Raw genomic sequence first — 14,139 nt, 5'->3', positions numbered from 1 at the left:
GCATTATAGTTGAAAATGATGTCAGTTTATTGTCAGCGAAAAAACGTTCGCTTATAATTTTTAACCCAATTAGGGAGTGATCACCATGAGTAAGAGCAACAGAATTGAAACTCAAAGAATTGATATACGGGTACCGGTCCCTTTGCTAAAAAAAGTTGAAGAATATCAAGAGAAAGAAGGTATTGCGACACGTACACAAGCTTTGTTGGAGCTTACAAGGTATGGATTAGAAAGAAAAGTTCAAGAGTAACAGGAGGGGGCATGACCTGTCTGATTCTATACGGAGCACAACCTAACGAGAAAGTAATTTAATGATATTGGAGCGTTCGCTAACCCTTAGCGAACGTTTTTTCTGTAAAGTTAAATGAAAAGTTGTGCTAAAATATATATGTTTTAAAAACGATGACTTTGGTTAATCCTATTGGGTCAAAACAAGATACGCACGGAGGAATGATAAGAATACCTTTCTTAGGTGGTATCCTTTCAACGGAAGGTTTTTTTCCTGAACATGACGGGGGAGTATTCAAAAAGGACAACTCAGTCATGGTAGTCAATAGAGGCTTGGGTAACCATCCTATCCCTCTGAGAATAAATAACAGACCTGACATTGTTGTTATCACTCTAGAGAAGCTTTAGCTGCCTGTATATAGGTTTGAACAATTAAACAAGACAACCAAATCATTCAAACGAAAACCTCTTCTAAACCATTAGACTCATGATTCAGAAGAGGCCTTTCTTCTCATCTATCGCTCAGATTAGATTCTGAGCTTTTTTCGCTTGCTATAGGTACTTCCAGCTTGTTGTTAGGACTCATCATCGTAGGCAAAACCACTTATTTCAGCGATGATCCGAGGTATCTCTGTATTATTTAATACCCCATCAAAGTGTTCAGCCCCAACACCATAAGCGAAGACGGGAACCATATTACCCGTGTGACCACCCGTGGATTCACTGGCTTCTCTAATATCACGGTGAACGGCGCCTGCATTGTAATGGTGAGCGATGATACTCCCAATTTCCCATCCGACGAGATATTCTGCGTACACTCTCCCTTCCGGATCATCCGCATCAAAGACATGTTCCTGGAACATCGCAATGTCTTCGTCCGTTAAGTCAATGTTCGCATACTCAGCAAAAACATTTCTTATAGACTCTGAAGTGAAATTGTTCGTCTCCTCATCAATATCTAGCTGCTGTGCCATATACTCAGGGGAGACCTCGATTGCCTTTAAGGCCTCTATATCTATCGGCTCTGTTGCCGAAATACCCATTGTTTCGTGATCGGCTTTTACAACGACGAGCGTATCACCATTTTCCTCTGCCCAGTTCACCGCATACTCCACCGCTTGATCAAAGTCTATGACCTCTCTCCATATGCCTCCGAAATCAGCAGCATGTGAAACATGGTCTATTCTGGCTCCTTCAATCATGAGGAAAAATCCTTCTTCGTCGTTTGCAGCTGTGTCAATCGCCTTTTCTGTCATTTCTAGCAGACTAGGTTCCTCACTCTCTAAGACCTCACGATCTCCGACATAATTCATATAGGACCGGTTGAATAGCCCTAGAAGTTTAGTATCTACGTCCGTTTCAACGTTTGCGAGTTCATCCGCCGTTCTTACGACGTGATAACCCTTATCTTCAAACTGAGCAAGTAAGTCCTTACCGTTTTGGTTTTCAGGTATGAAATAGTCTTCTCCGCCCCCCAAGGCAATATCGACCTCATTCTCAAGTATTTGGCGGGCAATTTCCTCTTGACCTTCCCAACGGTCTTCAACATTCGCGACATAGGCTGCAGGGGTGGCATCCGTAACGGTATTAGTGGAAACAACCCCCACCGTTTTGTCTTGGTCTTTGAAAATGTCTAGAATACTGGTGAGCGGTTGCCCATCGGGTCCCACTCCAATCATGCCATTATTTGTCTTATCACCGTTGGCCAACGCCGTTCCGGCGGCTCCTGAATCCGTGGCGATATGGTCAGCGGAATAGGTCCTAGATAGTGCGACATGTGGGAGCGTTTCCATGAATAAGGTCCCTTCTTTTCCGTATTCGAAGAGCCGCGCCACTTCCATTTGTCCTACGCCCATACCGTCGCCGATCATGACAATCACATTTTTCGGTTGCTCAGCGTTTGTTTGCCGTTCCTCGTCAGGTTGTTCACCTTGATCTTGTCCTACTTCGCAGGCCGTTAGACTCATAATAAGTAATAATATGACACCTACCATGAACATGCGTTTTTTAAATAACAATGCCATTCCTCCTACCGTGATGCTATTAAATGAGGATTCCCTCCTCTTCCTTTTATTTTAATAACACCGTGCCGCCTTTTTTAAACATCCTTTTTTCCCTAAACTCACGAAAAAAGCCAACCGTCAAAGTAAGTTGACGGCTGGCTTTTTAAATCAGTGATCAAACCTGTTTCATTAGGGTCTATTTGAATGGTCTCTTTGATTCACTTACTCATCTTTTTTTGTTTCGCCAGGTATAGGGAAGAGATCAGGAATTTGATAGTCTTCCTCTTCAAACCCTAATTTTTCTTGGTTACCTTCTACATCTATCATACCATAGTGTACCCACATGACATGCGGTGAGATGTCATAATAGGCCATATTCGTCTGAAGCTTAGGTCGTGCTCCTGCTTCTTCAATAATCTTATAGCCTGGGATAAAGTAAAGTGTGTCCTCTGAGTTCACGTCTTCACCATCATCTGTCCTATCAAGAACGGCACTCCATAATTCTTCAACTTGAGTGTGGTCTTCATTCATTTCGTAGTAAAAAATAATGTCGCGATTTCTAAAAAAGTACGAATCTGATTGTCCTTCTGGGAAGTAGAAATACATTTTAGATCCCTCAGGTGGGTTATCATCCTCTAAACGAGGCAAACGTGAATGTATTGGATAATGGATTAATGCTTCTCTGGCCTCTGTTAAGCTCGATTCTTCACTTTCATATGACGCTTTCAAGTCCTCATTTACTTTGTTCACATAAACCGTTTGCTGCTTTGCATTCCAGGACACCTGACAATAAAAGGTTTCCGCTAGAAGTCGAAGGGGAACCATCGTTCTCCCACCTGCAATATAAGGTGGTTGTGTGAGTGTTTTTGATTCATTATCTATCGTTACTGTTTGATTCCCCACTTGCAGTACAACCTCTGTCCCTTCATCATTCACCATTGTTAATGTTTTTGTCTCGTTATCCCATTCCATTAAGAGTGGTTCAATTTCTTGCATCATTCTCATTGGTGCAAACGTGGTTCCGTCTTTGATTTCTGCATTGAAATCAATCATATACTCGTTGTTCACATAAATAGACGGTGATGGAGCTTCATTTGCGTAAGTGAGTTGAATCATAAAAACAAACATCAATAACACACCTGTCAATACAATGCCTACTACTCTTAACATAAATAACCTCCTAAGACGATTCCAGTATAAAAATTTCTTCTTCAGATAAGTAGACGACGTTACATCCAAGAAGTTTCATTCTTCACTACTTTTATGGTTAAGTGCTCGTGTGAGGTAGATGATCAACCCTAATGATACCGCACCAATAACAATGTGATACAACCATTTCAAGTCCCATTGAGTATAATCTTCTACCTTCTTTAACGTTATGGTTTCACCCAACTGGACTTCATTCTGTGCTTCCTCTTCAATATACGATATAAATTGCTCAATATCATAGATGGGCTTTAGCGCCTTTTCATCACCAAATAATAAGGAATATGGACCTGCACCTGTATCTTCAAAGACGACCTTGTCTACGATATAAGTCATCTTAAGGTCCTCAATGTTTATAGGGGGACTGTCTTCATTTTCTATGTCTACATAAAGCACTTCGTCATTCCAGGGCAAACCAAAATGCAATGTATCTTTTTCGAGATTAACATTCTCAAAGGACAGTCGATACAGATCGTGGACGCTAGTTCGTCTTTTTTCCTCGTTAGAAACTAATACCGTCCGTTGATAATTTCCGGTTGTTTCAAGGTGTATACCTTGTATATTCAAACGGTAGGGGTTGTTAATCTTAATCCTGGTTAATTTATCCCGCTCCTCAATCGTATACTCGGGCTCAGTCTCTTTAATAAACGATTCGTGATTGGTTTCTAGGTGTTCATCAATCAAGGTTAGTTCAGTTATTGACACGTCTTCAGCGTTATCTAACAAAGCAATACGATAATACGTAAACTTAGAGCCACTTGGGATATCGATACTGGTCTGAGAAACCTGATCCGTTTGATACACTTCATCACTGGTGATCTTTGTCCACTCCACCCCGTCATAGCTCCCGTACACATCTACGTTTTTCAAAAAGGCCATATCCGGAAAAGCTAGTTCTAAACGGTTCCCTATAATATCGGTGTTCTCGCGTATAGGTTGGACCTGGAAATCAAACTGGGTATCTTGATCGACTTGAACGTGATCAATCAGCGTTGATTCATAGCGTTGGACTCGATGAACATCTTCCTTAATGGCCCTTACAATGTAATACGGCACCATGTTTTCATTCTCATCAATGATGCGTAAGTCATAAAGGTGAGGAGTGGCATATCGGTAAACATCTTTGTTCAAATAAAAGTACTGATAGGGTGTGTTACTCTCTCCCGATTGTATTACGCTTTTGTATGGATAGGCCTCAAGTTCAGACGTGTGTTCTTCTGCAAATACGAGGAAGGATTGACTAATCCCTCCTACGAATACTGAGCTGATACATAACACGACTATGAGCCTACGGACCCAAAAACGCTGTTGCCTATAGGATCTGTCAGTGGTGTATCTGTTGATCTGTTTATCCTTGTTTTTCAATGCGGGTGGCCTCCATTTTTGACGAGATTTTCTGGTAGATAAATGATATAGCAAGTAGCACAATGCCAAAGCAAAAGTAGGCGAAGATTTTTGATCCTGAATTGAGAAAAGAAAGATCATAAAGAAATAACTTACCCGTTGCGAACAAAGTCAAACCTAATCCGAAACGTCGGACACTGACATAGCGATATTTAAAACCATATAAGATAAAACAGATGGCGAGTAGGATATAGATGACACTAAACGTAAGTCCGACGGCGTAAAATGAGAGTTGCTGAGATAGAAAGATCGTGATGATTCCGAGTAAGTATAGGCTCATGGCTAAAGGGTATATCTCAAGGCTCTTAAATGACTTGCGAATATAGAGGAGCAAAATCTCTCTCACACCAACAAAGATAAAAACGTTATAGAATACTAAAATAGAGAGCGCGATATAATGCCCTATCCCTGCTGTTGATAGATCGTACGGCAAGATAGGCTCAAAAGCGGTTATCCCCCATAGAATAAGGGCACCCAAACTGTACAAAATGAAAGCAAACACTTGCGTGACTTTGTCCAATATGACTTTTATCTTTGTGATACCTATAGCCAACAACAGGTGAATGGAAGCCATGATAATATAGTAATAGAAATCATTAAAACCTGTGGTGACATGGGCAAATACATAATGGTTATATACAAAGGACATCAGATAGGTTGCAAACAACCACACATTGATGATGCTATAGTAAGTCAGGTAGTGAAGCTTATCTCTAACAATTGAAAGAGAAGAAACATGACGCCTTTGTTGATACTGAAGATATTGCCATAATATGAGGCATAGTCCAACGATATACGCTGTATATTTCCATTCAAAAAATCCTCTATGAAACGACAGGAGGTAAGGATGAAAAGCACTAGAATAATGCTCAAGAAAGTCAAAAAGATAAAAGGCAAACGTACATAATAGAAAGATCACCCATCCAGCTGCCTCCATCCACTTCAATCTGTTGCGAAGACCATAGATGATTAACATCACTGCCTCAATTAACCAACCCAAGGCCATCCACTCCATACCAAACTGGAAAGGAATCATAAGGATGGCAAACGTTAATGCCGTCACATAAAACAGTATAATGGTGGCTTTTTCATGCTTTAGATACGTCGAAACGAACCGTGCTAAAGCGATATAAAGGACACAGAACCCTAACGCTAATCCCCCACGAAGGGACGTCCAGTTGGCCTGCTCAAAGACCAAGTATACGGCAAGACAGCTAAATAGGGTGTTCAAGCCTAGAAGGACAACATCGGTCACTTTGAGTGTCACCTTATGTTTGAAGGCATATCCTAAAGTGATAACAGCATAAGTACAGAATGTAAGCAAGGCATAAAGGAGGCTCATCCACATATTCTCTGTGGTGAATAACAAATAAAATAATGATGGCAAGTGAACCACGAAACTGAGATATTGGACAAGGCTCCACTTTTTATAAAAAGAAATGACAAGCATGGCAGTATTTAATAAAAACAAGTATCCCATAGCCGCCAACGCAGCTGTCTCAGTTAATCCGAAAGCGTAGGTGTATGAGAAAAACGGTAGAAAACCACCAATTAATCCGATAGCACCAATCGTTTTTGAGTCATAGCGTAACGCAAACGTTACAGCAGAGGCGGTCACTAGTATAGAGACACCTAAGGCTAGTGGCATGGGTAATATATCTAGTAAAAAGTAACTATAAAATATAGCAGCATATAAAACGGACACACCCCCACCAATGAGTCCCATAGAAAATATGGCACTTTTACGCTTATTGAAAAATTCACCACTAACTAGGAGTAACCCACCTAGTAGGAAAAAACTAATGCCTTTCATCTCATCGGTGAACCAAGTCGCATACGTATACCGGGCTGCAGCGGCCACACCGAATAAAATGAGCAGTATCCCGATCTTATTCATCCAATGGAGCCCGATCTTCATTTCCATTTCGTTCTGCTTTGCTCGCTTCTGAACCATGTCTTCTGTTAATGGTTCACGCTCTAATTGCTCATACTGCTGGTGAGCTTCCCGTCGCAATTCAGCTTCTTGCTCAGCCAATCTACGACGCTCGTCAGCCAATTTACGACTCAATTCAAGCGCAAGTACATCGATTTTTTGTTGCATAGACGTTCGCTCTTCGGCTGATAGTGCTTTTATTTTCTCTTTAAGCTTCTGTGTCTTTTGCTGTACGTCTTTTTCTAACCGTTGTAAAGCATGATCGTGTTCTCCCTTCTCAAGTTGTGGAAAATACGTGTCTATTTTGGCTTTAGAACGCTTCATGAGGTTAAGTTTCTCATCTAGCATTTGCTCTCTTAAAGCCACTCGTAATGTCTGGTTTTCATGACGCGTTTTTTCCACTCTCTTCTTCAATTCTGTTAATTCCTGTTCTAACGATTCTACCCGTTGCTTTAAGGCCTCATTTTCATGGGCAAAATCAACGGATTCATAATCTTGCAGTATACTATGGAATTGCTTGGTTATTGATTGCTGTTGTTCATGCAAGTCCGATAATTTCTTTTGCCATTCGTCCACCTTATCCCTCCACTCTATGTTTATACTATTTTGAACAAACTTCGACTAAAAGGGATAAAATTCCTCTTTCTACAAAACTAGCATTGATTGAATCCTTTTAACTATGTAAGAAAAAAAGTGCCCCTGCCAAGCATGGGACACTTTTTGCCACGTATATCTTTACTTTAAAACAAACCAAGAGAGGCTAAGATAATAACGAAAGCAACAGCGATAACCGGAATCAATACGGCAACAACAAATATGTCTCGATAGCTGTCCTTGTGTGTCATCCCTGTAATCGCTAGTAGTGTGAGAACGGCACCGTTGTGTGGGAGGGCGTCAAGTCCACCTGAAGAAAGTGACGCAATGCGATGAAAGGCCTCGGGACTGATCCCTGATTGCATAGCAATGTCATAGTATTTTGAACCGAGTGCTTCTAATGCAATTCCCATACCACCGGATGCGGACCCTGTTGCTCCGGCGAGTACGTTAACAGCAATGGCTTCAGAGATAAGAGGGTTTCCCTTAATCCCCATTAACAACGCTGTCAATCGTTCAAAGCCTGGGACTTCTCTGACGACCGTACCAAAACCTACGGCTGCACTTGTGTTAATAATAGCGGTGACAGAACCCCCCGCGCCTTTGTTAATCGCTGTGACAAATCCTTTAACCTTGGCGATATTTAAGATCATAATAAGAGCGATACCTGCGATTAACGCTGTAATAACATCCCATTTCAATACGTTTAGCGTTACCAATACGGTTAAGAGTGGTAGTAAAGATAGCAGATAATGAGGGGTGTCTCCTTCCATATCGACTATTTTATCATCCTTGGGCTCCGTAAACGTTTGTCCCTCATTCGTTAACTGTTTCTCTCTATATCTCAAATAAAAGTATCCGCCCACACTCATGATGATAGCAGCGATCAATCCCATGGCTGGTGCGGCCATAGCATCTGTATGGAAATAGTCCATGGGAATAAGGTTTTGTATTTGTGGTGTCCCTGGAAGGGCCGTCATCGTGAACGTAAAAGCGCCTAGAGCGACGGTGGCAGGTATGAGTCTGCGACTAATGTTGGCTTCACGGAACAAAGATAAAGCCAAGGGATAAACAGCAAACACAACAACGAATAAACTGACCCCACCGTACGTCAAAACAGCGGCAGAGGCCAAAACACCGAGTATGGCACGCTTGGTCCCTATCAACTTGGTTAAGGCGACGGCAACTGACTTAGCCATACCGGTATCCTCCATCAGTTTGCCAAAGATGGCCCCAAGCATAAAGACTGGAAACCAAGATTTGGCGAAGCCTACAAAGCCACCCATATACGTGTCTTTATACGCATCTAGTAAATCAAGTCCGCCTGTTAAAGCAACAACCCCAGCTGAAATGGGGGCAACCCAGATAATTGACCAGCCTCTATAGGCCAGTAGCATTAATACGGCAAGTCCGAGAAAAATACCTAACATATAACGTCCCCTCCTTCTTTAAAATAGAAAGTTGTACAGCTAGATATAAGATACTGATCTGTTCACATACAGGGCTTTCACATACGGGGCTATTGAGCGGTATATCCCCCGTCTATGATTACCGCTTGTCCTGTGACCCCTTTTGCCTTCTCGCTAGCTAAAAATAACGTATAATCTGCTATTTCCTGCACATCGAGTAAACGCTTTTGAGGCACCAATGGGTAAATGACTTCCTCTAAGACAGATTCTAATGATACGTTGCGGTTCTGCGCCAAATCCTCAAGTTGGTTTCTGACCAATGGCGTATCGACATAGCCTGGGCATACTGCATTCACTGTAATGTTGTGCTCTGCACCTTCCAAAGCGGCGACTTTTGATAAGCCGATTAAACCGTGTTTGGCACTGTTATAGGCTGATTTTCCAGCAAATCCGATGACACCGTTAATGGAGGCCATATTGATCACGCGACCGAATCCCTGCTTTTTCATGATAGGAAACGCATATTTGGTTGCCACAAAAGGCGCCACAAGCATAATCTTGGTCATCAATTCAAACTTCTCTGTTGGGAAATCTTCTATGGACGCGACGTGCTGAAGACCGGCGTTATTGATTAATACATCTAATCGACCGTAATGCTCAACCGTTTTGTTTACCGTTTGTTTCATGTCCTCCTCAGAGGTCACGTCACACTTAAGGCCTAGACATTCATATCCTTCACGGCCAAGCTCTTTTGTCACTTCCTCAACCTTCGATTCGTTAATGTCGCTAAACACAACTTTGGCCCCTTCTTTTACAAAAGCCAGACCGATTTCATAACCGATACCACTTGCTGCCCCTGTAATGAAGACCACTTTGTTCTTAGTCATTGTCACCAACCTCCTTTTGACATAAATACATGCAAGGTCCATGCCAACTTTTAATAGTAGGTTTGTTGCGGCAACCTCTGGATGTTAGACCAGCATCACCGTGTTTTGAAGTCATCCACTGTCATAAAATAAAAAGCCTCATTCCGAGATCATGGAATAAGGCTGTTGGCCATATTTAAATGTTTATTGTAAGCCCTTACATTTTGTTAGGAAACAGGGTTTCCGGATTTGCGGAATTATTTTCCGAATGTTTAGACTCATTCAACTCATACTTTTTGAGTTTGTCATACATACTCGATTTGCCTATTTTAAGTAATTTAGCTGCTTCTATTTTGTTCCCATTACACTTCTGCAAGGCTTTCTCAAGCTCTCGTTTTTCTGTATGTTCAAGCACGTTTTTTAAACTGTAAGCTTGGCTCCCGTGTGTGAAATTTTGTTTAAGATGAACCGGTATATCCTCTATTTCAATAACGTCCTTATGAGTTAAATGGACCGCTGACTCTATCACATTCTCTAGTTCTCTAATATTACCAGGCCAATGATACATGGAAAAAAGCTGATACACGTCCGCTGTAAAATCAACCACCCGCTTCCCTATACGCTCCGTTACCTTATATAGAAAATACTTGCATAACAGTCGAAGATCTTCAGTGCGCTCTCTCAAAGGCGGACTATGCAATGGTACAACGTTGATACGATAGAATAGGTCTTCCCTGAAGCGCTGTTCGGCTATTCGCTTTTCCAGTGGCTGATTGGTTGCTGCAATCAAGCGTACGTCCACTTTCTGGGCTTCTACACTCCCTAAAGCTTCAACTTCCCCCTCCTGTAAGACTCTTAGGATCTTGACCTGGGCACTTAAGGGCATGTCTCCTATCTCATCTAAAAAAAGGGTTCCGCCATCCGCAAGCTGAAACTTGCCTTGTTTACCGCCTTTTTTTGCCCCTGTAAAGGCACCTTCCTGGTAGCCAAAAAGCTCTGATTCTAGTAATTGCTCTGGTATGGCAGCACAGTTGACTTTTATAAAAGGCTGATGACTCCGCTCGCTTAAATTGTGTATACTATGTGCAATAAGTTCCTTCCCAGTGCCGCTTTCTCCCCTAATGAGCACAGACACATCACTTGTCGCTACTTTTTTGATACGATGCTTCAGTTGGTTAATCTTAGACGAGATGCCCACGATGTCATGCAGATAATATTTCGCTATATGTGTGCCATTCACCGGATCGCGATATTTCTTCATCTCAGATAAAAGATCCTTAATATGACTGTTCATCTGTTTCCATTCCTCCGTGTCGCGATAAAGGACCATGCCCAAGGCACCGACCACTTGACCGTTGGAACGCAATGGAATGCGGTTGGCAATCATATAGTTTCCTTTAATGTGCTGAAGGTCTGCATGCTCTTCCTTTCCCGTCTTGGCAACGATATGCATTCTCGTATTTTCTATCACGTCTGTCACATGTTTCCCTTTAACATCGCTTTTGTCTACCTCTAGAAAGCGACAATAGCTATGATTCATGTACGTAATATACCCTTCACTGTCTACGATGACGATGCATTGATGAATATGCTCAAAAATAGTTTCTAATATGTCCTCTTTAAAAACATCTTTCATCACGAGCAATTTATGACACCCCCATCCATTATGACTTTATGCTTATCTTATTAACGTTTAAGCGCTTTCATGTTCATGTTTAGTTTAACATGTATTCTAAGTACCAGAAGCAGAGGTCCTAAATTATTGGGTCTCTATATGAGCGACCTCTGACTTATCTTCGGCAATAGATAAGTAAATAACCATGAACAGGATCAAGCCTGCCCCTAGCATTTGAAAAGCTCCAAACGGGATTTGTAACCATATAGCGGCAAGAGGCTCTACACTCCCAAGTAAACTTGTCTCTTGTGGCTTTAGATACTTTAAACTTTCGAGGTAAAACCAAAAGGCAATCATCGTCCCAAAGATAACGACAAAGAACAAGTAGATGAGTGTCTCCAGCGTCCACCCACTCATGTCCACATCCCACGGTTGATGGAAAACACCTAATACTGTGCCACCAATGATCATGGCCCATCCGATCACGTTGAGGGAACCCCACTCATCTAGAAGCTGCCCCGCATAAAGCGTATAGAAAGCGAGTGCCACTCCTGATAACACACCCCATACCACAGCCGAAAAAGGAACGGATAAAGTGTCTACGGACCCGTTCGTGAGTAGAAAGAACGTCCCTGTTAGGGCGAGTGATACGGCTAAGATTTCCCTAAATTTTAGCTTACTCACTTTTGTTATGATGAGATAAAAAATAATAAAAACGGGTGCTAAATACTGCAATAGTGTGGCCACGGCAGCATTCCCTAAGCTAATCGATGCCATATACGTATACTGCACGGCTAGCATACCGCATAGACCAAAAATAACCAGTTTCTTTACGGCCCTTTTATCTTTCCATATGTGAAAAACATGAGCATTACTATGAGTTAACAATGCGATGATGATCATGATTAACCCGGCCACTAACAACCTTACGGATACGAGCCAGTCTACTGAGATGCCCTCTCCCTGAAATAGTCGCTGCGCCACTGTTCCACCTATACCCCAAAAAGATGCCCCTAACAGGACCAATACAAATCCTATCCATCTCGTTTGTGTATTCATTCATAACCCACACTTTACATGTTTATTTCTTTTCTTTTCCATTAATGCTTTTATTTCTATTAACGTTTTATTTCCCTATTAATGCTTCCATAGAAATAACAAAACCACCTTCTCCATTGTAGCAGAGAAAGTGGTTTGTATCTAAAGTTAATAGAAAGTCATTTGTTTAATAGATTGACCAACGTGGATCACATTTGAAAGTAGAAAGCTTTATGGGTCATGACCTATCATCAATCAAACATTGATATTCAATGATTACTTAAGATAAAAGACCTCACGCATGGGCTTAATCGGCTCATCCTCATTAAAATCGAAGGATCCTTCGACCATTTTAGACGTTAGCGCGTTCCACTGCTGACACGTTTCACTTTTTGCTATATAATCGAAGGCTGCTTCGACATCATCACACTCAAAACAATAAAAAAATTGGTGCCCGTTTTGAAATATAGAGTAATTTTTGATTCCTGCTTTACTGTGCTCCTCTAATACTTCTGGCCACGGGTTCATGTGCAGCTGAACATACTCATCAAGGTACTCCTCCTTAATGGTCCACGTCCAAGCATACTTATGACTTTGCTCCATAATATTGACCTCCTTAGTAATCCTTCCTTATCTTCTCTTAGCAACACGAAACGCGGTTATATAGCTATCACGTTCTTAAACCGATTTAGATTGAGTTCATCCTAATGAATACATCCAATGAATGATATCTTTTCATATACTTGCTCTAGCGTATGTTTGCTGTATGGACTAATAGACTTCTTTCCACTCATCAATGTTATCGGCATCAAATCTGAACGGATCTCCTAACATAATTTCGGTTCCGTCTCCATCTTCAACGATTTCTTTGCTCCCTAGCCTTCCCGCATCAAACGACTCTCCAGTCTCCCCGGTGATCGTCTCTTCTACTAACGCGTGAGCAGCATAGCCGGTTAGATACCCGACATCAATCGGATTCCATAAGTACATCCACTGACATACACCATTTTCAATGTACTCTGCCATTTCACTTGGTAAACCTAGACCTGTTAATTCGACTTCTCCTTGAAGTTCATTTTCCGTTAATACACGTCCTGCCGCTGCTATTGCCACCGTCGTTGGGGCAATAATCCCTTTTAAGTTGGGATATGATTGCAGAAGCGCTTCTGTTTCTGACACACTCTTATCCCGCAAATCATCGCCGTAAGCAACACGTACTAATTCCATATTCTCATACTCTGGTTCTTTCAATTCTTCTTGCATCCACTCAATCCATAGATTCTGATTGGCTGCTTGGGACGTTGCACTGAGGACAGCAATTTGTCCTTCTCCACCGATCATTTCAGATATCGCTTCGATTTGGATGCGTCCCACTCGCTCAGGATCCGCTTGGTTAATATGGACCATACGACTCTCCGAGTTGACAGCTGAATCTAGAGAAAGGACCTTAATCCCTCTATTCATGGCTTTTTGTAGGGCTGGTTGTAGTGCATCTGCATCATTCGCCGAAATGGCAATCGCATCTACATTTTGAGCAATTAACTCCTCAATGATTTGAATTTGTCCTTCTGCCGTTGGCTGATCAGGTGCTCTTAGGATCGCTTCGTAACCCAGTTCTTCTATTGCCTCTTGAAACCCTTCCATTAGCTTCTCTCCGTATGGGTTACCAGTATTTTTAAAAACGATGGCAAACCTCTTCTCATCTCCATCCCCCGCTGTATCAGTCGGTGCAGATCCACAAGCAGTTGATAAAACCACGACGAAGAACAGCATCATACTCACTGTGATTTTCCTTTTCATCTTTTATCCCCCCATGAGTGTAATAAACATAGTTAAAACCTTT

At 41.8% G+C, this 14,139-nt stretch carries 11 protein-coding genes; 1 reads left to right on the top strand and 10 read right to left on the bottom strand.

The genetic code is table 11. The features are described 5' to 3' along the window. Positions 1–85: 85 nt before the first annotated feature. Complete coding sequence (locus tag JKM87_RS05490) at positions 86–250, top strand: hypothetical protein (protein ID WP_202078767.1); 165 nt, start codon at positions 86–88, stop codon at positions 248–250. A 553-nt stretch (positions 251–803) separates the two neighbouring features. On the opposite strand, the gene JKM87_RS05485 is transcribed toward JKM87_RS05490, so the two are convergent. The 10 genes from JKM87_RS05485 to rhaS all read right to left on the bottom strand — a co-directional run bounded on the left by JKM87_RS05485 (position 804) and on the right by rhaS (position 14,096). After that, entirely contained in the window at positions 804–2,246 is a 1,443-nt protein-coding gene (locus JKM87_RS05485; RefSeq protein ID WP_236838601.1) for an alkaline phosphatase, read from the bottom strand. 207 nt (positions 2,247–2,453) lie between these two features. Then, positions 2,454–3,401 carry a copper amine oxidase N-terminal domain-containing protein gene (locus JKM87_RS05480; protein WP_202078765.1) on the bottom strand — a complete coding sequence of 316 codons (948 nt, stop codon included), beginning with the start codon at positions 3,399–3,401 and terminating at the stop codon, positions 2,454–2,456. Between the two features lie 75 nt (positions 3,402–3,476). Next, complete coding sequence (locus tag JKM87_RS05475) at positions 3,477–4,802, bottom strand: DUF3999 family protein (RefSeq protein WP_202078763.1); 1,326 nt, start codon at positions 4,800–4,802, stop codon at positions 3,477–3,479. Beyond that, positions 4,786–7,350 carry a DUF2339 domain-containing protein gene (locus JKM87_RS05470; RefSeq protein ID WP_202078761.1) on the bottom strand — a complete coding sequence of 855 codons (2,565 nt, stop codon included), beginning with the start codon at positions 7,348–7,350 and terminating at the stop codon, positions 4,786–4,788. The genes JKM87_RS05475 and JKM87_RS05470 overlap by 17 nt, the downstream gene beginning before the upstream one ends. Before the next feature lie 164 nt (positions 7,351–7,514). Continuing rightward, positions 7,515–8,798 carry a GntP family permease gene (locus JKM87_RS05465; protein WP_202078759.1) on the bottom strand — a complete coding sequence of 428 codons (1,284 nt, stop codon included), beginning with the start codon at positions 8,796–8,798 and terminating at the stop codon, positions 7,515–7,517. Positions 8,799–8,887: 89 nt separating this feature from the next. After that, entirely contained in the window at positions 8,888–9,664 is a 777-nt protein-coding gene (locus tag JKM87_RS05460) for a 3-hydroxybutyrate dehydrogenase (RefSeq protein WP_202078757.1), read from the bottom strand. 196 nt (positions 9,665–9,860) lie between these two features. Beyond that, positions 9,861–11,279 carry a sigma-54 interaction domain-containing protein gene (locus JKM87_RS05455; RefSeq protein WP_202078755.1) on the bottom strand — a complete coding sequence of 473 codons (1,419 nt, stop codon included), beginning with the start codon at positions 11,277–11,279 and terminating at the stop codon, positions 9,861–9,863. Between the two features lie 123 nt (positions 11,280–11,402). After that, positions 11,403–12,317 (bottom strand): EamA family transporter, encoded by a 915-nt coding sequence (locus JKM87_RS05450; protein ID WP_202078753.1) that lies wholly within the window; start codon positions 12,315–12,317, stop codon positions 11,403–11,405. Between the two features lie 255 nt (positions 12,318–12,572). Further along, entirely contained in the window at positions 12,573–12,899 is a 327-nt protein-coding gene (locus JKM87_RS05445; RefSeq protein ID WP_202078751.1) for an L-rhamnose mutarotase, read from the bottom strand. Positions 12,900–13,067: 168 nt separating this feature from the next. Beyond that, positions 13,068–14,096 carry a rhamnose ABC transporter substrate-binding protein gene (rhaS, locus tag JKM87_RS05440; protein ID WP_202078749.1) on the bottom strand — a complete coding sequence of 343 codons (1,029 nt, stop codon included), beginning with the start codon at positions 14,094–14,096 and terminating at the stop codon, positions 13,068–13,070. Positions 14,097–14,139: the final 43 nt, after the last annotated feature.

This window comes from Caldalkalibacillus salinus, assembly GCF_016745835.1.
In the GTDB taxonomy this organism is placed as follows: domain Bacteria; phylum Bacillota; class Bacilli; order Caldalkalibacillales; family JCM-10596; genus Caldalkalibacillus_A; species Caldalkalibacillus_A salinus.
Note: the sequence above shows the minus strand (reverse complement) of the source record. Positions and strands in the feature narration are given on the sequence as shown.

Excerpts from the sequence above, each read along its gene's own strand:
- rhaS (WP_202078749.1), bottom strand. The coding sequence starts at position 14,096 with ATGAAAAGGAAAATCACAGTGAGTATGATGCTGTTCTTCGTCGTGGTT.
- JKM87_RS05465 (WP_202078759.1), bottom strand. The coding sequence starts at position 8,798 with ATGTTAGGTATTTTTCTCGGACTTGCCGTATTAATGCTACTGGCCTAT.
- JKM87_RS05450 (WP_202078753.1), bottom strand. The coding sequence starts at position 12,317 with ATGAATACACAAACGAGATGGATAGGATTTGTATTGGTCCTGTTAGGG.
- JKM87_RS05445 (WP_202078751.1), bottom strand. The coding sequence starts at position 12,899 with ATGGAGCAAAGTCATAAGTATGCTTGGACGTGGACCATTAAGGAGGAG.
- JKM87_RS05480 (WP_202078765.1), bottom strand. The coding sequence starts at position 3,401 with ATGTTAAGAGTAGTAGGCATTGTATTGACAGGTGTGTTATTGATGTTT.
- JKM87_RS05455 (WP_202078755.1), bottom strand. The coding sequence starts at position 11,279 with ATGAAAGATGTTTTTAAAGAGGACATATTAGAAACTATTTTTGAGCAT.
- JKM87_RS05460 (WP_202078757.1), bottom strand. The coding sequence starts at position 9,664 with ATGACTAAGAACAAAGTGGTCTTCATTACAGGGGCAGCAAGTGGTATC.
- JKM87_RS05490 (WP_202078767.1), top strand. The coding sequence starts at position 86 with ATGAGTAAGAGCAACAGAATTGAAACTCAAAGAATTGATATACGGGTA.